Raw genomic sequence first — 22,298 nt, 5'->3', positions numbered from 1 at the left:
TCTATATTTAGAAAGGTATATATTATGAACCATTTCAAACTTTTTAAATACTATATATCTGCCCTGTTTTCACGTCAACAATATTAACGTCAAAAGCGAGAAAACATTTTTATCGGGGGACAAGAATGGACTCGCAAGTCGTACCGACATCTATACGCGAATACTTGGTGCATGCACCATAGTCCTTCCCCCACTGATCGTCTGACATTCCCGTCGTCAAAGCTTTTGGATAGCTCCCTGCCCATAAAAATATCCTTCGTACTGACTCGTCCATTTCTGGTACGACGAGAGCACGAAGGACTATCTTATGCAAGGCTATCTCATGTAAGGCTATCTCATAGAACATGCTGATTCATATCATCGTATCGCTACGTCCGCCACTTCTTCGCCAGATTACTGATCTGAAGGGGCGTTGTCCGACAGCAGCCACCAACTAGCTGCGCCCCGGCAGCTACCCACGCTTCGGAAGCCTCGGTCATACTGCCACAGCTACCATGCCCGCTCCATGTCTTGGTCGTTGCATCATAGGTCTCACCCGAATTCGGATAAATGATGACTGGCTTGTCGCTTGATTGCTTTAACAGCGTCACAGCTTCTGTCACCACCTCCATCGGAGCACAGTTCAGGCCTATGGCAACCAGCTGTGGCTCGTCTGCCATCAGCCTCGCACAGTCCGTTAGGGAGGTACCCTCACTGATCGATGTGCCGTCTTGGAGTGAGAAGGACAACCATGCATAGGCACCAGGAAATTCCTTCAATAGCTGTATGAGAACCTGCGCTTCCTGCAAGGAAGGAATGGTCTCAAAAGCCAATACATCTGCCCCTGCCTCCAGTAATGCAGCCATCCGCGGACGATGAAATTCAGCCAACGTCTGATCAGACACCTGATAATGCCCAACATATTCAGAGCCATCCGCCAGATAGGCCCCGTAAGGCCCTACAGAGCCGGCTACCAGCGGGAAGGGACGCTTCTTCCTATCGGTATCAAGCTCAGCCCATACATCCTCCCTCGCTTGTCGGGCCAGCTCGACTGTCTTCTTGATCAGTGCAAGCGAGTCCTCCTCTGTGAGCCCTCTTTGACGGAAGCCCTCGATACTCGCTTGATAGCTGGAGGTAATCGCACAATCAGCGCCAGCGCGAAAGTATTCAGCGTGTACCTGATATATGATCTCAGGCTGCTCTAATAATACTCTGGCAGACCATAGCGGATCATCCAGGTTACAGCCATGCTGCTCCAGCTCCGTAGCTAAAGCTCCATCCAGAATGATTACAGGATATTGGCTTAGAATGGCTTCAATCGGATTCATTTTAACCGGATTCAGTTCAACCGAATTCAATTGAGCTTGCGTACTATTGTTATCAACGAGATTACGATTAGTCATTGGCTTGTCCTCTCCTCTTCGTGCGATGCTGCACATAATATATGCCATAGCAGATCGCTATGAATGGAACTCCGCAATATAGCGCAATCCGCTGGGTAGGGTCAAATGCGATCCCTATGCAGGATGCCAGGCAGAGCACAAAAGATAAAATAGGCACTACCGGGTACCAAGGGGTACGATACGCCAGGTCTTGAAGCGCTCTTCCTTCACGAAGATAGGCTCTGCGGAACATGAACTGAGAAGCGCTGATGCTCATCCAGACCGCAACGACGGCAAGACCTGAGATGGACACGAGGGTAATGTATACGGTATCTGGTGCTATGATGCTGGACAACAACGCGAGCCCTCCGCCCAACATACTGAAGATCATGGCATTGAGCGGCACACCGCGAGTGGTTAATCTGGCGAACCAGGGAGAGATCGTCTGCTTGTCAGCCAGCGACCACAGCATTCGTGCAGAAGCATACAAGCCTGAGTTCGCAGCAGATAGTATGGCTGTCAGGATGACAAAGTTCATAATATCTGCGGCATAAGGAACACCTACACGCTCCATTACGGCTACGAAGGGGCTCTCTAGCACACCTGCATCATCCATTGGGAGCAGTGCCGATAGAATGATAATCGTTCCAATGAAGAAAATGACAAGCCGCCATAGCGTAGTATGCATCGCCTTTGGAATGGTCTTGTGCGGGTCAGCTGTCTCCCCGGCTGCAATACCGATCAATTCCGTCCCTGAGAACGCAAAATTCACAGCCAGCATCGTCATCAGGATGGCAGTAGCTCCGTTCGGGAACCAGCCAGAGGCTGTAATATTGCCGAACCACGGTGCTGACGAGGAGTCTGCCATGGGTACAATCCCTACTACCGCTGCACCACCAATTACGATGAAAAGCACGATGGTCAGCACCTTCACGGAGGAGAACCAGAATTCAGATTCCGCGAATATTTTGACTGTCAGGGCATTCATAAGAAAAATTAGTAACGCAAATATCCCGCTCCAGATCCAGACACTGACCTCAGGGAACCAGCGCTGCATCAGTAAGCCGGCCGCTGTGAATTCCGAGCCAAGCGCCACGGTCCATGTAAGCCAGTACAGCCAAGCCACCGTGTAGCCCGTAGCTGGTCCTATATATCGAGAAGCATAGCTGTGGAAAGCTCCGGTCTCTGGCATATGCACCGCCAGCTCGCCTAGACAGAGCATGACGAGATATACGACCAGCGCACCGATCAGGTAGGATAGAATCGTGCCCAAGGGCCCTGCCTGCTGAATCGTGTAGCCTGAGCTAAGAAATAGCCCCGTACCAATGACGCCGCCAAGTGAGAGCATGACTACATGCCGCGCCTGCATTTTGCGTTGAAAGCTACCTGTGGATGGTCTGTCCGTATTCATTGTGTCTCCCCTTCATCTATCTATTTGTATTATTTGAATTACATACTATTGCACGAGTTCACTATGTAGTCAGAACCATTCTCCGATCGCTGTGAGAGATACCCCGATTCTTCATATCCTTTTTCCAAGGGGGGCTGAGCATAGTCTAAGCACGCAAAAAAGCACTCCTAGAACAGGAGTGCGCCATTAACTTCCCTAACACAACCGCTCCTATCTGTCAGACTCTTGTGTCTGCTGGAATTAGCACAGTATCCTTAAGGATCTGTTGCTGAGGCTTAATCGGGCCAGTCCCTCCACCTCTCTGGATAAGTTCAAGAATTTGTATTTTAATATAGCGGGCATGACGTGCAGTGTCAACTTTTTTCTTCATCCTATCCCTTGAACATCAAACGGATCGCTACAATGAATAGACAAATAGACAACACCCGAATGATCAGCTTGGCCGGGATTCTGGAAGCGATCCGTGCGCCAATCTGGCCTCCCAGCAAGGCCCCGATCGCCAGCCAGACGAAGGTTCCCCACAATACATGTCCCAATACAGCATGCGAGACCGTACCGACCAGAGAAGACAACAGAATCGTGAACATGGACGTCGCTGTCGCAATATGAGCCGGAAAAGCCAGAAACAAAATCATCGTCGGCACCATGACGGAGCCTCCCCCAATACCGAACAGGCTGGAGAGAAAGCCGACAAAAAAAGCAACGACAGATCCAAAGGTGATGTTGAAGGAATAGCTGTGCTCAAGTCCGGTAGCATCCACGAATATTCTGGAGGTGGTAGGCTTCAGAAAGCCTCCTCGACTACTGGTCGGTCTAAAATTAATCATAACAGCCATGAGCAGTAAAAAGAGGCCCAAGGCTATGAAAAACACGCGACTGGCTACTACGCTCGTAGTCCATGCCCCCAGAATTGAGCCAGGGATCATGGCAATGGAAAAGATCAGTCCGCTGCGATAATCAATTCGCTTCTGCCGGGCATAAGAGATGGTGCTTGAGATTGCACTCACGAGCAGCACCGCCATCGCTGTACCTGAAATATTATATACAGGCAGCGTATACATGAATGCTAGTACAGGCACGATAATAAATCCACCACCAAGACCAGCGATAGCTCCGCTAATTGCAGCGAGCATGCCGATTAGAAACAGTATAAGATTCTCCATTGATGATTCTCCTTTTTCCTCTGCTTTCTCCTGCAGCTTCTATAATATAACCAGCCACCCGAAAGGCTACGCTTCCTTGTCGTGTCACATGCTTGATTACATGCTTGAGTACATGCCTGATTACGCGCTGGATGGAACACTGGATAATATGTCGGTCTAATGCGATTCTGCTGTACAGCTATACGCAGCTAACACAGCTAACGTGGCTACTGCATACCCAAAATTAGCCTGATATTATTCTAGCAAATGTCACTGCTGTTGACACCAACCCTGCCATAACGAACAGACGAATAGGCATAAAGGATCGGCTGACCGATTCTCTATGCCTATTCATTGTAATAAAGCCAAAGCAATCCTTTAATCAGTAATATTTAATCAGTAATCTTTAATCACTAGGCAAGCGGTTAATAATCCTTTGACCTGATCCTCAAGCCTCCGCTTCGCGTCCTCCACGATAGGGCACTGTTTGCTGCTGATGTTTCGGGGCTGTGGACGGCTTGAAATTCTTCTTGAAATAGCTAATAATAGCGGACACGATCACTACCGACAGAACGGAGAGAATTCCCTCTAGCAGCCCTACAGAATAGAGACCGAGGAGCACAATCGTTGTATCCAGCACCCCGTTGATCACACCTGGATTCCAGTTCCGCTTTTGCTGCATATAGAGAGCAAAAATGCTTACTCCACCTAGTGAAGTCCGATTCATAAACAGCACGGAGAGCCCCAGACCACATAGTATACTGCCAGCCACGGTGCCGACGAATACAGGTAGCTCAAATACGGGGAGGAATTTGTCAAGCCCTGACAGCAGCGTCACCAGCGTGACCGAAAGCACCGTATGCAAGGTAAAGTTCCAGCCCATTCTAACGATAGCGAACCCGTAGAACGGGAGATTGATCAAGAAGAACACCCAGGAAAACGGTGCATTCAGGATATAGCTAATCGTCAGCGACAGCCCCGCTGTTCCCCCTGTCATAACATGGGAATGTCTTAACAGAACCAGTCCCGCACTCACCAGCACACAGCCTAATACCAAGTACAAATATTTTTTCACATCCAGCTTCATCTTCCATCCTTCACTCCTCATATGAACACAACAGTCCCCATTGGACTGCTGTATGCCATCAGTTGGCCGTTGCCGTGGCCACGCCGTTCAATTTACATATTTACATGATATAATACGAAATAAGCAAAACACATGCTAAATAGCATGAATTTCGCGAGTTTCACCTGGTAAAATGTACGTTTTTCACTCTACATAATTTCATATTGAAGGAGCTAACACATGGATCACATCGATATGCAGCTTTTGAGATTACTTCAGGAGGATGGACGCATGACCGTCAGTGAGCTATCCAAGCAAATGGCACTAAGTCGGCCAAGTGTGACAGAGCGGCTGCATCGGCTACAGGAAAGAGGCGTCATTGAAGGCTTCACGGCGAAGGTATCCCCTGCTGCTGTTGGACGAGGAATATTGCTCATCATTCAGATCAGTGACCTGAAGGTGTCTCCAGTAGAATGGGAGAGCATGATCGCCACGGAAAAGGATGTGATCGAGTGCCACAGGGTTACAGGTCATATCGGTTATATCATCAAGGCAGCCGTGCATGGAATGGACGAGCTACGTCAACTGGTGGACCGTCTTATGAACTACAGCTATGTCAACACCTCCATCGTGTTAACCTCCCCTGTTCCGCACCGCGCCATTCTGCCTGAAGCACCCGCCGAATAACGCTCACCGGTGCAGCGAGCGTCAGTAGATAACGTCAGCTCTGCCCACTGCCGCTCCTGCATCCCCCTCTCCTCTCTCTTGCTTGCTCAAACTGAGCTCAGGGCTCCCTTTGTTCTAACTCCATCGGACTCGCACTACATATGGATATGGAATACATCACACTACACACAGCCTATTGTGATGTACAGTGCCTTCTCATTACGGATCAGATTCCCGCAGAACACTTGAGGGTAAATATGGAACATGCTTATTTGAAGCCGTGTAGCCCATGACTTCATAGTCTTGACTGCGCGCTCTTCATCATCTTTTGTCCATGAGGAGGTCCCCTATGACCGTTACGAGCAGCGAAAAACCTGCTACAGCCATTCTTGGATTAGGCACAGCTCTGCCAGCCCATCTTGTGCCCCAGTCGGATATTGCACAATTAATTGCCTCCAGTCTGCACGACCGTCCTGATCTGGCTCGATTCGCAAGACGAATCTTCAGAAGCTGTGGCGTAGAGACCCGATATACCTGTGATGCCAGCTATCTGGCCGAAGCCCAACATTGTCGTTATCTGCCTGCCGAGGATTCGTCTCAGGTCCCGACCACTGGAGAGCGCATGCAAAAATATCAGCAGTCCGCACTACCACTTGCGGTGGAAGCAGCCGTAAAAGCCCTTGCAGACGCTGGACATCAAGCCGCTGAGATCACACACCTCATTACCGTCAGCTGTACCGGACAATATCTGCCCGGGCTCGATGTGATGCTGATCCGTGAACTGGGACTGTCCGCACGCGTCAATCGTCTGCCTCTAATGTTTCAGGGCTGTGCAGCCGGGCTGAAAGCTATTCAGATGGCCAGGGATGTCGTTCAGGGACACCCTGAATCTCGTGTCATGGTTGTATGTGTTGAGCTGTGCACCCTTCATTTCCAGCCTGCTCTAAATCGGGAGGCTCTGTTCGCTGCTTCCTTCTTTGGTGACGGTGCAGCCTCCTGCATCATCGGTGCTCCAAGTGATCGCCATGAGCATTATCTAGAGCTAGGGAGCGGTTACGCTGTCCTTCTGCCAGATTCAACCTCAGATATGACCTGGGAGGTGGGGAATACGGGCTTTGACTTGTATCTCTCTCCACGTATTCCGAAGCTGCTCGCTGCTTATCTGGAGAATGAGCTGCAGAATTTGCTGCAAGGCGATTCCCTGCCTGAGCTGTGGGCCATTCATCCGGGAGGACGAGGTATCGTGGATGCGGTAGAGGACGTCCTCCAACTGACTGCAGCCCAGACCAAGTTCAGTCGGGAGATTCTGAGAAATGCTGGCAATCTGTCCTCAGCCACAATTATGTTCGTGCTGCAGGCCATGCGTGAAGAGATGAAGTCTTTGCAGCAGAATGCAACCTCTGGTGTTGCGATGGCCTTTGGTCCGGGTTTAACAGCTGAGCTGATGCGTTTCACGTATGTGCCCAGCAGTACGCCATCTATACGGGAGCCGGATCATGCCGTTCTTTAGAAGCTTGTCTGAACGGGCTCAGGAAGAGGAGCTGATGGATGATTTCTCACTGGGTGGTGAGGAGCTACATGAGGCCCTGCGTCATTTGAGAAGGCTGAATCGTATTTTTGCAGCCCCTGGCCCTACTCTCGTCGGTGTACAGAAGCTGTGGAATGCCGTAGGCCGCCCTCCAAGACTCAGTATTCTGGATGTAGGAGCTGGCTCCGGTGATGTCAATCACAAGCTGCTGCAGTGGGCTGATCGACATCATATTATGCTAAAAATTACACTTGTGGACCTTACGGCCGAGGCCTGCGGGGAAGCACGGATGTTATTTCGGGAGGAACCGCGCATTACGGTACGCCAAGCCGACCTACGCGAGCTTGAGGACGGGGCTGCGGATATCGTAACAGGCTCACAGTTCATTCATCATTTTGACGGAGAACAGCTCCTGACCATGGTAGCTCATATGCTGAGGGTGTCCCGCTACGGGGTTGTTATTAACGACATTCATCGGCATCCGATAGCCTACACAGCAGTCTGGCTGACGACTCGTATCCTATCGAGAAACCGTTTTATTCGCCATGATGGTCCACTATCGGTAGCGAAAGGCTTCCGGGCTGAGGATTGGGAAAAGCTACAAAGACAGCTCCAGCATGAAACGATGAGCTACGAGTGGCGCCCCCTATTTCGGTACTCTGTCGTCATTCCTGCACACATGCAGAAATGACATACAATCGTATTTTGTAGGCTAGCGGCTAACTGTTCACAAATTCATATACCACTGGAAAGGCAGGTGAGCAGCGGATGTTGTTCAGAGAAGTGATTGTAATAGGCGCTGGTATCGCGGGGAGCAGCTGTGCGCTACAGCTTGCACGTCAGGGATTTCAGACCTTGGTCCTGGATCGTGCACAGTTTCCCCGCCATAAGACGTGTGGAGAATTCCTGTCACCAGAAGCACGAGAAATGCTGGATTATCTGGATGTACACATCCATGCTCACGCCCCCGAGCCAAGCCACATGAGTCATGCCAGAATCATTTTGCCGGACGGCGGAAAGATCGAAGCGCCTTTGCCCGGTAAGGCCATCGGGATCAGCCGTTACCATCTGGATCGTCTTCTGCACGCGCAGCTGTCTGCTGTCGGAGCAGAGATCGTAACAGGAACGGTCCAGACTATTCGCAGGTTGGGTCCTGAGCGATATGAGGTGACCGTCAGACAAGGCCCGGAGGAGGTTCGATATGAGGCAAAGGCAGTCATAGGTGCGTATGGGACCAAGCAGCCCAAGAACTCCTCTGGCTCCGATTCCTTCCGTGATTCAACTGTCTATGTAGGAGTGAAATCCCATTACAGTGGAATAGATATTCCTGATCGGGTGGAGCTATATTTCAACGGAGGCGGCTATGTAGGGATATCTCCGATTGAGGAAGGGCGGGTCAATATTGCTGCATTGCTGCCACTACAGGCTGTTCGAGGAAGCGGTACATCTGTGCCAGACATTCTGTCAGCTGCCGCACAAGGTAATGCCTCACTGGCAGACCGGCTTGCTCAAGGAGTGCCGATCAACGGTACTCAGGTCTCTGTGGCCCCTCTCCGCGTCTCTGTACAACCACAGCCTTGGTCAGACTTTCCGCACGTCGGGGATGCACTGATGATGATTCCGCCTCTTAGCGGGGATGGAATGTCCATCGCGCTACGTTCTGCCCTGCTATGTGCACACTGGACCGAAGCTTATCTGCGTGGTATTGTTAATGCTACGGAATGGCAGCAGGGCTACACCAAGGAAGCCGAACTTGAATTCTCCGCGCTGCTCAGAAGAGCACGCCATATGCAGAAATTAGCTTTTGCCCCCATAAATCGACTCTATCCAGGCCTTGTCCGCCTTTTCCCCAGCTTGACGGCTTATATCGTCAAAGCTACCCGGCTGAGTGAAAAAGGATATCGGATTGGGGCCGCCACGAATAAGAGGTAATCAGAACATGAGAAAGCTTATGATCTCCTGCCTGTACCTGCTGCTTGCAGCCTTGATCGGGGCCTGTGCAGGAGAGAATACTCCAGGGCCGCATGGCCAAGACAAGAACGCTAACCGTAAGACACAAGAACAGACGTATGCAGGTGCACCGTCACCCTCTGTACCTTCAACATCAAATGTAGCTTCGGCTCCGCGAGCATTGGAGCTGCATACACCGGATGGTACCAGCTTGTCCATTGATATTCATGATCTGCCTATCTATGAGGAATATTTGTCAGAGCAACAGAGCCCATGGACGGAATGGAATCGCTCTACGCTCGTTAACCTTGACCTGGGCATTCCGTCCACCGGAACCTTCGCGCTACTCCAGTATAATTGTGGCAACAAGGCCTGCTCCACGCTACTCATCAGCATCAGCAGCGATGGGGTTCGCACCCTTCCGATGCCAGACGGCATCTTCCAGGATACTCGGCTGTCCCCCAATCAAGAGCAATTACTGCTTCGTTACGCTGATCACGAAGGCGGGCTGGTCACACGTCATCGCATGTTTGCCGTTGACCTTAAGCGCTGGGAGTTCCTTTCACCTGTGCTGACCAAAGATGCTGAAGAACTGATGGAAGAAGCAACATGGCCGATACGATCATATGAATGGGTCAACAACGAGCAATTCAAAGCCGAGATCGCTTCACTATCAAGTCCATCCTATGAAGCGGTGCAATCCTGGTTCGAGGGTGAACAGCATGTAACCCGTGACGTTACGGTTCGAATAGAACAACGTCGATCAGATGAAGATGAATCATAACGATTAGCTGCGCTTTCACTTCATTTGTTTTCCTGATGCTGATTCACTCTACTTTCACTCGCATGCATGGTGTTCAGACTTCGTATTATTATAGCTGCATGCTATATTCATAGGCTGTGACGCCGAACATCCGTTTAAAATGCTTGTTCATATGGGTGAGATCCACGAATCCACAGCCTGCCACAGCAGTATACACATCCCGGGATCGTTCGATGAGCTGCCTGGCATGTTCCACCTTGATGTTCAGAAAGAATTGATAAGGGGATATTCCCGTCTGTGACCTGAACTCGCGGATAAATTGATATTTGGACATTCCGAACTCCTGGCTAATCGTCTCCAAATGCAGTACATCATGTATATTGGCATGCATCATATCCTTCACGTGGCTTACGAACATCGTATCCTTGGCCCGATTCCATACTACTGCTTCTCCATCGACTCCAGACAACGTATGCAATAGACGATACGTCAGCTCACTAACTAGTGATTCTTCTCTACCGCTATGGATCGCTCGGTTCAGATTGAGAATATGACGTGCTAGACGGATATCATAGACGATAGGCGTGCTGAAGCGGAGCTCCTTGGCCCCCAGGATTTCAGAGCACAATTCAGGGTGGATGTACAGCATGACATAATCAATGCCCTCCCGATCGAAGGAGCTGCCATCGTGATACTGCTCGCGGTTGAACAGCATGACTCCACTTCTATGCGAAGCCTGATAATGGCCATCCAGATGATACTGCTGAATTCCCCGTAGCGTGACGCCAACGGCGTATTCCTCGTGCGCATGCTTCTTATAGCTAAAATCAGTAAAGCTGGCAGACAGCGAGAGAATATCTGCGGATTTTTTGTATTTGAACATTTCCATGTCGATGTATCCCTCCACTGCTAGATAAGACCTGACACCATAATAGCCGAATAGACTAGAAAAACTGCCATTACCACGTTCAGAAGCTTAAGATGTCGATTCAGCATCCGTCTTAGTAGAGCCCCGAATACAGCCCAACTGGTATAGGCCATGAAGCCGATTACCGTAACAAGCAGCACGAACAGGCTCAATGCGATCACCGAATCATAGTAAGGCAGGACATATCCAGGTAGCACGGTGAACGTGAACAGAATGACCTTCGGATTCACAAATTGCATGACAAATCCGGTGAAAAAGCCGGGGCTCGCTCCTGAGCCCCCTTCGACATTGCCCATTTTATAGACGAGATAAGCCAGATACACCATATAGATACTTCCTACAATACGCATGCCATCCAATAGATATGGAAGACTCTCGCTGAGCAAATGACTTAGCCCCGCCGAGCTTGCAAGCAGCAGGCCAAAGGCCAACGTAGCTCCCCATACATAATTCATGGTTCTACCTGCCCCATAATGTCTGGCTGAGGATAGAATCACAATGTTGCTCGGTCCTGGGGTGAAAGTGACGACTATACAATAGATTATAAAGGAAATAAGATTCATGGTACCCTCCGGTTATGATGTTACCCGAATCTTACACCATGCGAAGAACTGACTATAGTACATTATTGCAGCATAGGCTTCTTGCTCATAGAGCTTCATACAAAAAACAATGCAAAAAAACAAGAACCGACAGCAATTCGCTCTCGATTCTTGTCTATCCTTACTAGGGTCTACTGTAAGTAGCCCGTAAGCTTATTGATAATTCACATCTTCAGCAAAGTAGATGTCCTGCAAACGATCCTTGATACGCTGAATTTCTTCGGCTGTTAATGGCGCTGTAGGCTGTAGTTTGAAATTCCTTCCCGTAACATAGCTTATATCCTTGTTCTTATCCAGGTTATAAGGTGTAGTGGGAATCGGGGTGCGGGTATAGTCGGTAAAATCAATGACGGACCACGCCGTATCCCCATCCTCTCTGCACAATATAATCCGCTGTGAAGCATTTTCTGTCCACAAGTAACGCAGATTCGCCGGGGAATGATTGGAGTCCATAGCTGTTGTAAAGCCTGAGCCTTTGAACATAAGGCTAAATTCAGCTTGACTATTATTCGCTCCGGCTACAGAGGTATAAGCCTGCTTGAGCCCATCCACACCTACAATTTCAATCTCGCGGCCAACTGGGAAATTCTTAACAAAATTTTCCCATGTCTTATCCATGTTCTGGTTGTTCGCTAGTGAATGAATATCAAGAATAATGGACAGGTAGTTTAACGCATTCAAGCGTTGGTAAGGATTATCCAGGTATTGCTGTGCTATATACAGTTGTGGTGCAGCATCCGTTTCGTTTACAAAAGGATCACCAGGATGAAGCGTCCAGCGTGAAGAATTACTCGTATACCTTGAACCAATCGGATCAATCGTAACCGAGTTCATGAATACAGTACCGCTATTATCGGAAAGTCCCTGTGCAGGAACCATCGGATTATTCTCATGGGACCAATACGGCATCAAAGGCGAACCTTCGCCGTACATATCGTTCACATTGTATTGTGTAGCCGACCATCCCATTACTGAGGTAATCCGATAGTTATCTTTTAGCCACTTCGTCTGCTCTGGATTCACCGTGTAGCTGCTCAAAGATCGTGGCAGATACTTACGATACTGGTCCGTATCCATGCTTTCAAACACTGAAGGCAACCCCATAGTTCCGGACTGATGCAGATTGTTGAGTGCATTATACCGATACATGTACAGCCATTCGCCCATACGCATCTCCCAAAAAGGAAGCTCATATAGGTTATTCGGGTACCCGTCTAAAATTCCGACTTCATCACCATATTGATCTACGTATTCTAATACCTTTTGCAGCTGTGGCCGATTGACATCTACAAAGACAAACCCATTCTCCAAAGCCCAGGTTACCTTAACATTAGGACCAAAACGATCCATCAGCAATTGCCGGGCTTGTTCCATCTGATCTACCGTAGTTGTGCTTCCCTGCAACATGATGGAGACAGCAAAATAATGCTTCGGGCTCACTCCGGAGACCACCGTTAATTCCTCATCTGCTGTGAGATAGACACCCTGCGAGGGTGATTCAACAATCATTTTTAATGGTACAATCGAATTCACGGATGGAACCAGATGCAGGTTGGCGATGTCGCCATTCTCGTCAAATATGCCCCTGGCGTCTTCTATTCGAATCCTTAAATCGGCTGGTAGAAGACTTGGAGGAATTACCTCTCCTTTGGCATTTTGAAAGACGAAGGACATTTTCCAATGATCTGCATCTAAAGCAGTAGCCTCTATAATGGTATTCGTATCCAAATATACGGATCTGATTACATTCGGTGGCTCGGGTGGTGGTACCTTTTCTTTCACGATCAGATCGGTCTGGGCTGTAAGCACCCGATAAGGTTTTGCAATGGTAAGCTCTAGTTCTACAGGAATGGAGCTACCTGCCGATGGGATATGATTAGGCTGTCCTATCCTTCCCTCACTATCAAACACCCCTAGCGTATCACTGAATGTGTAAGTTACACTGGTGACGCTGCCAGGAGGTATGGTTACCAATTGCCCATTATTGTACAGCTCAAAAGATAACTGATACGATGAATACGTATTGGTATCGTTGATCAGTTCAGGAGCCTTAATCACGATCCTATCCGCGACAAAATCATCATCGTTATCCGGTGGTGTTATCGGCGGACCTGGATCTGGACCCGGTGGTGTTACCGGTGGACCTGGATCTGGACCCGGTGGTGTTACCGGCGGACCTGGATCTGGACCCGGTGGTGTTACCGGCGGACCTGGATCTGGGCCCGGTGGTGTTACCGGTGGACCTGGATCTGGACCCGGTGGTGTTACCGGTGGACCTGGAGTAACTGGCTTGGAATCGCGATCCTTGGTCTTTCCAGTGTCCGGATTCAGGGGCTTGACACTGGTAGCCCCGTCGTTGTTCGGCTCCTGTGGATTGCTAGGCTGATCGAACGTTCCAGCTTCATCTCCTGCGAGTAAGCGCTGGGCCCGTTCCTTCACCTTATTCCCACCTAGCCAGATTCGATAAGCGACCAATGTGGCATCCTGCCGGGTCACGAATTGCTTCGGATGGAAGTATTGATTCGTATCTCCCTCTATTAATTCCAATCGCTCCATCAGCCATACGCTAGTTCGTGCATAATCTGAAATATCAGATTGATCCACAAAGCTCGGATTAACTGTCATTTGGCTATCTTCAGAGACACCAAAATACCTGGCATACCAAACGACCATATCCTGACGAGTCAAATTTTGCCTGGCACCAAATAATTCTTCACTAATCCCTTTCGTTATACGCTCCTCCTGCAAAGCCTGTACATAAGGCTGAGCCCAAAGGGATACATCACGAAAAGAAGTTTCGTTGTAGTTATTCGATGTTCGCTTCAGCATTTTAGCAAATATACTTGCAAATTCCTGACGCGAAATAAAATATAAAGGTCGAAAGCTCCCATCTTCATAGCCAGTAACATACCCTTGCGCTGCCATTGTCTCAATTGCATCGGCTGCATAGGAATGCTCAATATCGTTAAAGGCTCTGTCTGCAAAAACTACTACACTATGTATACAGAGCAAGCAGATTGCCAATAACACAGCTATGAAAGGCTTCAAATCTTTCAACTTTTTTTTGTTGCTCATTATGAAAAAATTTCACACCTCCTTACGAGTTCATTCTAATCGCTTTGACGCGTCTCCATATTCATGGTTCTCATTTTGTGAAAAACGGATCTTTCACTCCAAACACCAAACTGTATATACTTGAATTATCGGAATATTCAAACCAGAATTGAATAAAGAGTACGAAAAAGAAGAAAATAACACCTGCATCCCTGTATATTAGCAGGATACAAATGTTATTTCTCTTCGTATTGCAGTACGCTCAATTTTATTAGTCTTTTTTTATCTCAGAGCCTTTGTAGACGTACAAGTATCCATCCAACACTCCATTATACGGAAATGCTGCGGGATCTCTGCCTTTAATTTGACCGACAAACTCTCGATTGATAAATGCAACAGGGCCTTCCTGCACGAGCGCTTCAGCAGTCAAGCTACTGAGCGAGTCTACGTTGCTGGACCACAGGTGAATTAGATAGACTTCATTCGCATTAAAATGATAACGTCCATCCGTCGAGGTTCCCTCATAAAATAGCTCTGCGAGCGAAGCGGCTACAGACCCGTTCATGAAAATCTGAATATGATCTGTTCCATTCCATTTGGTATGATCCGTAGCGCTCGGATTTGCGTAATTTACGATTTGTGGTTCGGTCTGATATACCGAATCCGTAATCGAATAAGTGTATACTCCATCCGTTACACTTTTGATAGCTGTACCAGTCGTGCTGTCTGTTCTGTAGCCATTGAAGCCCCCATACACATTCGGCATATTGCTAATTGCAGTGATTAGCTTCTCCCGATCCATGGAACCTTCTCTTCCAGGCAACGGTGTCAGCTTGAATGTCTTGACCTCTGTCCCCTTATACTGATCCCAAGTGTATTCGTAGTAGTATCCTGCATGAGCAACACCACTGCTCCATGCTGCAGACACTAGCATGACTACACCCATCATAATCAGTAATGGCCATTTCTTCAGCATCGTACCTTCTCCTTTTCCTTCACATTGATGTACACCTTTCGATGAACAAGCTTTATACAATGCATTATATCTATTGAATATTTATACTTACAGTTAAATTTTAGGAGAACCATGGCCCTAATAAAAATAGTTCTCTATTCTCACTTTTTTCTACTCCCAATACTTTATACAAGTTCATAAGACCTATATCCGGTAGCGAGCTTAATCCTGATGTGTAAATTCATATCTGCAAATATCTGTCTCCGACACGATATGTCCGATCTGTGACTCAATGAATTCCAAGTCCCCCTCGATCGCCATAATGGAATGCTTTACCCCAGGCTCTACAACGATCAGCTCACCAGGACTGACGCGTTGTGTCACATCATTTATACAGACGCTGCCTGTTCCTGAGACGATGGTCCAGATCTCCTTTCGGAATTGGTGATCATGATAGCTGATCCCTCTACCCTCTGCTATAACAACACGTTTGGTCAGCGTCTGTAACCCATCTGCCGCCTGCTGATGAGATAATACCGTTTGTTTACCCCAGAAGCGTTCTTCAAATCGAGGGCCGATTTCAATCTCCGCCACCATATCCTTAATGCCTGTAGAAGATTGTCGATCTGTCACCAATACGCCATCCGGTCCCGCCACGACAATAATCCCAGGAACGTTCCAGATGCTTACTGGAATGTCCAATTCATTAATAATATGTGAATCAAATGAAGCCTCTGAAATAAATCCAGGTCCGCTAAGCTCAGAGCTCATCTCCCGTACCATCGAATCCCAGGTCCCCAAATCACGCCACTCTCCTGTAAATGGAAGCACCGAGATCTGACGTGTCTGCTCCACAACCGCAATATCAAAGCTAGTTTTTGGAATATCTGCATAAATTGTCGAAAGAGTAGCGTAATCCGTAGGCAATTCCTTCTGCTGCAGTGTGTCCAGCAAAAAGCCGAGCCGGAACGAAAATACACCACAATTCCATAGCGCCCCATCACGAATTAAAGCCTCAGAGCGGATGAGATCTGGCTTTTCAACAAACGAGCTAACATGATAGAAGGCTTGATTAGGGTCAGCATTCGCCACGGGCATAATATATCCATATTTATCCGACGGCTCGGTCGGAACAGCACCCATTAATGCAAGATCGCTCCCGGATTGCTCCAGCACGGAAGGAAGCCTGCGCAGATGCTCAAAAAAATCATCGCCCGCATAGCCATCCACTGGCATGACACATACGATCTCGTCCCGCGAGGCACCAGCTACATCATGCAGATAGGTCGCAGCAAGCGTTATTGCTGGAAAGGTATCACGTTGAGCAGGCTCCTCTATGACGACTACCTCTCCACCAATTTGCCCTCGAATGAGCTCAGCCTGGGTCCCACTGGTTGAGAAATAAGCTGAGGCAGCCAAACCCGCTTCTTCCAGTTGGCGCCATATTCTTTGGAGCATGCTTTCCGGTCGTTCTTGATGACGTAATATAGATAGAAACTGCTTCGGACGGTTCACATTGGATAAAGGCCACAGCCGCTTGCCCGAGCCTCCAGATAACAAGATCATTCGCAAAGACGAAACCACCTTTCCCATAATTGGATCATTTTTACTTATGCGAAGCTATTTATATTTAACATTTTTGCCGAATACATAAGTATGAAGCAGCGCAACAGTGACATGGTTGTGCAACGTATTTCAACTTGTGCACACAGGAGATGTTAGTCATGCCTACTAGAATACTCATCATAGAAGATCAAAAAAATTTGGCAGATATGATCGCCCTCCATCTTCAGGAGGAAGGGTATCATACCGATCTGATTTTTGACTACAAGCTAGCTCTTCCTGCCCTGATGCGTTTTAAGCCGGATATCATCGTGACCGATCTGATGTTCTCTGGACAGGCCGAGTCCTCGTTGATTAGCGAGATTCGCCAATGCTCCATGGTTCCTATACTTATCATCTCTAGTAACAATCTATTGAACATCAGGATCAAGGCTTTGGATGACGGAGCCGATGACTATCTATGCAAGCCCTTCAGTCTGATAGAGCTACATGCCCGGATCAGAGCCTTGCTACGCCGATCTGGCAGCAGTCTGAATGAAGCGCAGACGGTAATCCCCAAGCACAAAAAGCTAAGAGTCTGGGTGAACGATTACCGCCATAGTCTGATCGTCGATGACCAGGAAATCGGAGTGACTCAGATCGAATTTGACATTATAAAAGAGATGTCCAGCAATCCGGGCAAGGTGTATACTCGCAGCGAGCTCATGGACCGCATCAAAGGGGGAGAAAGAGCCTATCTGGATCGCACCATTGATGTGCACATTTCCAGCCTTCGCAAAAAGATCGAGTGTGACCCCAAAAATCCGCAGCACATTCGTACGGTCTGGGGTAGAGGCTACAAATATGAGCTCTAGGTCCAGACCATCATCGCTTGCGCTTTCTCCAGTAACGATAAGGAAGCACACATGCTACTCCACCCAGTAGCCCGATGAAGAACAGGATCCAGCCAAATCGGTAGGCGGAGGCCAGAATGATGACCACCTCACCTTTACCGCTACCGTTCGTCAGGAAACCGCTTGTCACTCCATTTACAGACAGACGGGCTCGCTGCTGCTCCCCCTCCAACCTGAACTCCCACAGGGGGTTGGGGGACTGGGTGGCACGGATCAGTACCTCCTGATGCGTCGGATTGTAGAGGGTGAAGCCATACTCCATGGCACTCCATCGACTGGTCTGAATGCTCTCGGTAGCATTAGGAGCTACAAGAAAGGTATCCAGATCGCTCCCCTCAAACAGGGTGAATTGATCTACGGTAATCATCGCTTGATAAGGAATGATAGAATAGTTCTTCATTTGAAATAATCCGGATTGCTTCTTGTCTGCATTGGCCAAAATTTGAAATTGCATATAAGTGGCTCCCTTAGGGGCCGTCACAATTTGATCATAATGATTCCATTGCTCCTTATCCCGCTCCTCTACCTCGTCGATGTATGAGGTCTGGAGAATCTGAGATTCCTGATTCAGGAAAATGATCTTCATATGCCGACTGCCAATTTGCTCTGACCGCGCATCTAATTGAACGGAATACTCTTGAAGAGGTTTTACCTCCATTTTGTGAGATGCATAAATGTTCCAGTCACAGGAATAGCTTGCTGCATAGCGGATAGACAACTCCTTATCCGTCAAAGACAGATCCGTCTGACCTGGGCCAAAATCCGGTACACAGCCTATATTCGTTGCTACAGCTTCCTCTGTATCTCCCACCGGCATCAACTTCACTTCCTGCCCCGCCATGCGGTGAATATCTGCAAAGCTGCTCAAGGCCGGAACCTGACTATCCAGCTTTAGAGACAATCGGTACTGCCCCTTAGAGAAAAATAGATCCTTGAATTCAATTCGCCCATAATTACTCAAGACACCGGGCACCTCTATGATCTGCTTCGAGAAGCCATCCTGATAGGGCACGGTCTCCATCACCTGCAGCTCTGATGCAGAGGTAGCCGGCAAGCGTCTATACGACTCATCTGTGCGAATCTTTCGGGTCAGAAGCTCACCTGTCTCCTTATTCATCCATTCCATCGTCAGCGTGCCTTGGTAGCCTGAAGGCAAATCGGCCAAGATGGCTGCGGAGTATGTTCCTGATTTGACGACCTCCACGTCCCTGCTCAAGGCTCCCTTCTGGAAGCTGATTCCTCGTCCCATACTGAGCCGTGGTAGCGCTCGCTGTGTCTGTACATTCCCCTGCAGCTCAAAATCATTCTCGGCCTCCAGAGTGAAGAAGAGCTTGCCACGCTTCAGTGCCTGCTCTACTGGAAACGACAGAATATCCAGCTGGTTCACAGGTACAATCGCAAATTGGTTAACGGCATTAAAGCCTTGCAGATTATACACCGTAATCGAAGAATCCCCCTCGGGGAAGGTATGCTCTCCCAGGTCTACCCATTGGAATTGGTTCAAGCCTTCATCATGAGTAGCAATATCAACCACGCCATCCGGTAGTGTAACCTGCAGCTTCCCGCCGGCTCTGTTCATCAGCACTCTGGCATACACTCTTGAGCTCTGCTGCTGATCCAGCTTCTTGTGCATGGTGAACGAGTTAGGCTTGCTGTATTGCCCCAAATCTCGCAGCTGGATATCATGAATCCACCAATAGTTTTTTTGCTGTGGACGTTGGAGTGTCAGTAGATCCATACGCATCCAATAGCTGCCGGGCGGCGATACGTACTCTCCATAAAATTTGACACTATCAAAATCATATCCCTCCGAGGGTGCAACCACATAGCTAACCCCCAGCTCACGCATGTCCTTATCATAAAACCTCATCTTCACGTGCATCTTGTTCGTCCCGCGACCAGAGACCGTAATGTTGAACTGATACGGATTATTCTCTTCGGCCTCCAGCAAGCCCGATCTGGCTACCTGCCATATATTGCTCGGGTCCCCCTTCATGATCTCACCCTGTAGCGTCGGTACATCATTTAATTCCTCACGAGGATTAGCTTGTACACTGAACAACTGTGGATTATCAGGCTTGAAGAAAGTCTCCGTTCGCAGCATGGAGTCAAAATCCAGAACGGTCTTTCCTTCAATACTGTTCATCTGATAAGGGGCCACATCCAGCTTCTGGGTAGCAAAGGTGACGGCAACTCCCGCATCCAACTCCATATCAAATGGAAAGCTCTTGATGTTCTGCGACGATAAGTACCACAGCCACTCCCCTGTCGAGGTAAAGGTCTTGGACCATTTCAAAAAAGCATTGCCATCCTCGATCGCATCAAAAGGACGCAGGTAATATTCCGCAGGAAGCTGGGATAGTAGGAGATCATTAAAGGACATGGCTTCCACATAATCGTCCTTGCCTACCGTCTGGATGGTGTTCAGTTCTGGCTTTAATGCACTGAACAAGACACCGAAGCGACTGAAATCAAAGCCTGGCAGATGACTATAGCTCTCCAGTCGACTGAACCCGTACGGGGTCACAATTTTACTCCGTAGAATGTTCATATATGGAGGTGCCTGGTCCAGATTAAATATAGAGAAAATATCATTGCTGTAGGTATTCTTCAATCCGCTCTGAGCCTGTAGCTGAGACAGGTGAAAATCCTGTCGCTTCTCCTGCCCCACATATTCGTCATGATAGACTAGCTGGTTGATCCCAAAGGCTGAAAACAGGTTGCCGAGGCGGGAGCTTAGACCATGATCCATAACATATTGCAGGAAATTCAGATAATAGGTGATTCCGGGGTCGTTCCCTTCATGATGGAAAATTGTGTTTTTGGGAGAAGAATACACCTGAAAATCTCCAGTTGCTTTTTCGTTAGCCGTCTTCCCTTTATTCCAGCTTGGCGTGGCTACTCCGTTGTAGCTCTGGATCATATTGTCGGCAATCGGGAAATACAATGCCTTGCTGTCAAAGCGCTCCGGGTCTGTCAGCTTGTCAGCCATCTGGCTGTATTCCTGTGGAACTTGAACCGGTTTGTAGTAGCCCTCAATGAACTGAGTACGTAAGGGAGCCACATACACACCGAGACATACCACGACAATGACCACTGCCAGCCTCTTATAGGTACGCTGCAAAGGTGATGAGCCGAACCACTCCATGAACTGAATCACACCAAAGGTCAGCAATACCCCAAAGTTCAACGCCAGCAGTCCAATGAATTTGTTAGGATCACGGAATACTGAGCCGATCACGGGTGTCTTGGTGACCAGAATAACAAACCACTTCGCAATCGACGGGAACGTCGTTCCGGTCGCTGCAATCATGAACAAGATCGTAAGCAGTGAGAAGATCAATATGATCGGATTCTTATGCGATCTGGTCATCATAGCGTAGCCGATTAGCAGTAACAAAAATCCTCCGCCAATATAAAATACGGCAGGCAGTAAGGAGAAGGAGAACATCGGCCACCAATAGCTTAATAAGTAAGCTACATTCGATAGACCGCTGTTCCGGCTGAATAAGGACAACGTATCTACCACATTGATATTGTGCTGGGAAGCCTGGGCATTCATAAGGATGCTGCCCACGTAGAGGGACAACCAATAGAAGCTAAGCAGGCCAAAGAACACACCAAAAATGAGGCCCTTGCGTATAAAATTGCCGTATAGCGCCTGTATGTAAGCTCGTCCGGCTTTACGGTACGTCCAGGTCAACTTGATCAACAACAGCATCACGAACAAGCCCAGATAGATCATCCCGAAGAAGAAATAGTGAATGGCAGCTGCACTGACCGTGAATACCGCAGCCAGCAGAAACAGATCAATCCAGTTTCGTTGGTACAGCTTGTGTGGATTATAGTTAGCAATGAGCTGAATTTGAAATTTAGGATCAAACGCACTAAAAAAGAAGCGCAGCATTAACGGAAACAAGCTATACCCACAGAGCAGATAAATGTGCTGGATGCGGAAAATAACCCAGGGATTCAGCGCATAAAACAATGCGCCGATCATAATAGCAAATATGCGGGTCTTCGTGAAGCTGGGTGAGTAGTATACGCTCACGAGACGCTTGGCAAAGGCATACATCGAAAATGCTGATGTAAAAAGTAAGCCCGTGATGAAGGATTTCAGTAGTATCGGCCCGCTCTCATCAAATAACAAGGACAGCCCATAGAACGGCAAAATATACAGGATACGGGGGGCATTGAACAAGGTGGAGGTGGACCAACGCTCGTTCCATACCCCCATGATTTCCTCCAGATAGCGATGAGAGGTGGCTCCAAAGGCAATATCACTGAACACAATTTGTCCTGGCTCATAGATGGGGGCAAGATAAGCAACTATGGCGATTAGCATCAACACCATAGCCGCCAGATCATAGCGGAAACGAAATATCCATTTTCTCATGCCTCTGCCCCCTCTCTTGA

16 protein-coding genes and 1 riboswitch are annotated in these 22,298 nt (G+C 48.4%); of the genes, 6 read left to right on the top strand and 10 right to left on the bottom strand.

The features are described 5' to 3' along the window. Positions 1-368 precede the first annotated feature (368 nt). The 4 genes from mmuM to K331_RS29185 form a co-directional block, all read right to left on the bottom strand. Complete coding sequence (mmuM, locus tag K331_RS0109340; protein WP_036634567.1) at positions 369-1,307, bottom strand: homocysteine S-methyltransferase; 939 nt, start codon at positions 1,305-1,307, stop codon at positions 369-371. A 67-nt stretch (positions 1,308-1,374) separates the two neighbouring features. Then, positions 1,375-2,772 carry an S-methylmethionine permease gene (gene mmuP / locus K331_RS0109335; protein ID WP_028590092.1) on the bottom strand — a complete coding sequence of 466 codons (1,398 nt, stop codon included), beginning with the start codon at positions 2,770-2,772 and terminating at the stop codon, positions 1,375-1,377. A 207-nt stretch (positions 2,773-2,979) separates the two neighbouring features. Continuing rightward, a riboswitch (SAM riboswitch) is annotated at positions 2,980-3,084 on the bottom strand. A gap of 59 nt (positions 3,085-3,143) precedes the next feature. After that, entirely contained in the window at positions 3,144-3,935 is a 792-nt protein-coding gene (locus tag K331_RS0109325; RefSeq protein WP_028590091.1) for a sulfite exporter TauE/SafE family protein, read from the bottom strand. Positions 3,936-4,362: 427 nt separating this feature from the next. Then, positions 4,363-5,001 (bottom strand): YitT family protein, encoded by a 639-nt coding sequence (locus tag K331_RS29185; protein WP_051289739.1) that lies wholly within the window; start codon positions 4,999-5,001, stop codon positions 4,363-4,365. 219 nt (positions 5,002-5,220) lie between these two features. On the opposite strand from K331_RS29185, the gene K331_RS0109315 reads away from it, so the two are divergent. From K331_RS0109315 to K331_RS0109295, 5 genes are all read left to right on the top strand, one after another. Beyond that, on the top strand, positions 5,221-5,667 hold the full coding sequence (locus tag K331_RS0109315) for an Lrp/AsnC family transcriptional regulator (RefSeq protein ID WP_028590090.1): 447 nt from the start codon (positions 5,221-5,223) through the stop codon (positions 5,665-5,667). A 328-nt stretch (positions 5,668-5,995) separates the two neighbouring features. Continuing rightward, positions 5,996-7,156, top strand: coding sequence for a type III polyketide synthase (locus K331_RS0109310; RefSeq protein ID WP_028590089.1), 1,161 nt, complete (start codon positions 5,996-5,998; stop codon positions 7,154-7,156). Then, the gene (locus tag K331_RS0109305; RefSeq protein WP_028590088.1) at positions 7,143-7,865 is read left to right on the top strand and encodes a methyltransferase domain-containing protein; all 723 of its coding nucleotides are present in this window, start codon (positions 7,143-7,145) and stop codon (positions 7,863-7,865) included. The genes K331_RS0109310 and K331_RS0109305 overlap by 14 nt, the downstream gene beginning before the upstream one ends. A 77-nt stretch (positions 7,866-7,942) precedes the next feature. Then, positions 7,943-9,106 carry an NAD(P)/FAD-dependent oxidoreductase gene (locus K331_RS0109300; protein ID WP_028590087.1) on the top strand — a complete coding sequence of 388 codons (1,164 nt, stop codon included), beginning with the start codon at positions 7,943-7,945 and terminating at the stop codon, positions 9,104-9,106. Between the two features lie 7 nt (positions 9,107-9,113). Beyond that, positions 9,114-9,908 (top strand): hypothetical protein, encoded by a 795-nt coding sequence (locus tag K331_RS0109295; protein ID WP_028590086.1) that lies wholly within the window; start codon positions 9,114-9,116, stop codon positions 9,906-9,908. A gap of 88 nt (positions 9,909-9,996) precedes the next feature. Here K331_RS0109295 and K331_RS0109290 read toward each other — a convergent pair whose 3' ends face one another. The 5 genes from K331_RS0109290 to K331_RS0109270 all read right to left on the bottom strand — a co-directional run bounded on the left by K331_RS0109290 (position 9,997) and on the right by K331_RS0109270 (position 16,992). After that, the gene (locus tag K331_RS0109290; RefSeq protein WP_028590085.1) at positions 9,997-10,776 is read right to left on the bottom strand and encodes an AraC family transcriptional regulator; all 780 of its coding nucleotides are present in this window, start codon (positions 10,774-10,776) and stop codon (positions 9,997-9,999) included. 20 nt (positions 10,777-10,796) lie between these two features. Next, on the bottom strand, positions 10,797-11,378 hold the full coding sequence (locus K331_RS0109285; protein ID WP_028590084.1) for a LysE family translocator: 582 nt from the start codon (positions 11,376-11,378) through the stop codon (positions 10,797-10,799). A gap of 192 nt (positions 11,379-11,570) precedes the next feature. Then, positions 11,571-14,492: an S-layer homology domain-containing protein gene (locus K331_RS0109280; protein ID WP_028590083.1), complete on the bottom strand. Its 2,922-nt coding sequence runs from the start codon at positions 14,490-14,492 to the stop codon at positions 11,571-11,573. Positions 14,493-14,742: 250 nt separating this feature from the next. Next, positions 14,743-15,447, bottom strand: a complete 705-nt coding sequence (locus K331_RS0109275; protein ID WP_028590082.1) for a hypothetical protein — start codon at positions 15,445-15,447, stop codon at positions 14,743-14,745. 201 nt (positions 15,448-15,648) lie between these two features. Further along, the gene (locus tag K331_RS0109270; RefSeq protein ID WP_036634561.1) at positions 15,649-16,992 is read right to left on the bottom strand and encodes a sugar phosphate nucleotidyltransferase; all 1,344 of its coding nucleotides are present in this window, start codon (positions 16,990-16,992) and stop codon (positions 15,649-15,651) included. A gap of 158 nt (positions 16,993-17,150) precedes the next feature. On the opposite strand from K331_RS0109270, the gene K331_RS0109265 reads away from it, so the two are divergent. Continuing rightward, positions 17,151-17,843 (top strand): response regulator transcription factor, encoded by a 693-nt coding sequence (locus tag K331_RS0109265; protein ID WP_018885049.1) that lies wholly within the window; start codon positions 17,151-17,153, stop codon positions 17,841-17,843. A gap of 10 nt (positions 17,844-17,853) precedes the next feature. Here the strand turns inward: K331_RS0109265 and K331_RS0109260 are convergent, their stop codons facing one another. Continuing rightward, positions 17,854-22,278, bottom strand: a complete 4,425-nt coding sequence (locus K331_RS0109260; protein WP_028590080.1) for a hypothetical protein — start codon at positions 22,276-22,278, stop codon at positions 17,854-17,856. Between the last annotated feature and the right edge of the window lie 20 nt (positions 22,279-22,298).

Source organism: Paenibacillus massiliensis subsp. panacisoli DSM 21345 (assembly GCF_000426545.1).
Lineage (GTDB): Bacteria > Bacillota > Bacilli > Paenibacillales > Paenibacillaceae > Paenibacillus > Paenibacillus panacisoli.
The sequence above is the reverse complement of the archived record's forward strand: the minus strand, read 5'-3'. Positions and strand labels throughout refer to the sequence as shown.

Excerpts from the sequence above, each read along its gene's own strand:
- K331_RS29185 (WP_051289739.1), bottom strand. The coding sequence starts at position 5,001 with ATGAAGCTGGATGTGAAAAAATATTTGTACTTGGTATTAGGCTGTGTG.
- K331_RS0109275 (WP_028590082.1), bottom strand. The coding sequence starts at position 15,447 with ATGCTGAAGAAATGGCCATTACTGATTATGATGGGTGTAGTCATGCTA.
- K331_RS0109270 (WP_036634561.1), bottom strand. The coding sequence starts at position 16,992 with ATGATCTTGTTATCTGGAGGCTCGGGCAAGCGGCTGTGGCCTTTATCC.
- K331_RS0109280 (WP_028590083.1), bottom strand. The coding sequence starts at position 14,492 with ATGAGCAACAAAAAAAAGTTGAAAGATTTGAAGCCTTTCATAGCTGTG.
- K331_RS0109265 (WP_018885049.1), top strand. The coding sequence starts at position 17,151 with ATGCCTACTAGAATACTCATCATAGAAGATCAAAAAAATTTGGCAGAT.
- mmuP (WP_028590092.1), bottom strand. The coding sequence starts at position 2,772 with ATGAATACGGACAGACCATCCACAGGTAGCTTTCAACGCAAAATGCAG.
- K331_RS0109285 (WP_028590084.1), bottom strand. The coding sequence starts at position 11,378 with ATGAATCTTATTTCCTTTATAATCTATTGTATAGTCGTCACTTTCACC.
- K331_RS0109290 (WP_028590085.1), bottom strand. The coding sequence starts at position 10,776 with ATGGAAATGTTCAAATACAAAAAATCCGCAGATATTCTCTCGCTGTCT.
- K331_RS0109260 (WP_028590080.1), bottom strand. The coding sequence starts at position 22,278 with ATGAGAAAATGGATATTTCGTTTCCGCTATGATCTGGCGGCTATGGTG.
- K331_RS0109310 (WP_028590089.1), top strand. The coding sequence starts at position 5,996 with ATGACCGTTACGAGCAGCGAAAAACCTGCTACAGCCATTCTTGGATTA.
- K331_RS0109315 (WP_028590090.1), top strand. The coding sequence starts at position 5,221 with ATGGATCACATCGATATGCAGCTTTTGAGATTACTTCAGGAGGATGGA.
- K331_RS0109305 (WP_028590088.1), top strand. The coding sequence starts at position 7,143 with ATGCCGTTCTTTAGAAGCTTGTCTGAACGGGCTCAGGAAGAGGAGCTG.
- mmuM (WP_036634567.1), bottom strand. The coding sequence starts at position 1,307 with ATGAATCCGATTGAAGCCATTCTAAGCCAATATCCTGTAATCATTCTG.
- K331_RS0109300 (WP_028590087.1), top strand. The coding sequence starts at position 7,943 with ATGTTGTTCAGAGAAGTGATTGTAATAGGCGCTGGTATCGCGGGGAGC.
- K331_RS0109325 (WP_028590091.1), bottom strand. The coding sequence starts at position 3,935 with ATGGAGAATCTTATACTGTTTCTAATCGGCATGCTCGCTGCAATTAGC.
- K331_RS0109295 (WP_028590086.1), top strand. The coding sequence starts at position 9,114 with ATGAGAAAGCTTATGATCTCCTGCCTGTACCTGCTGCTTGCAGCCTTG.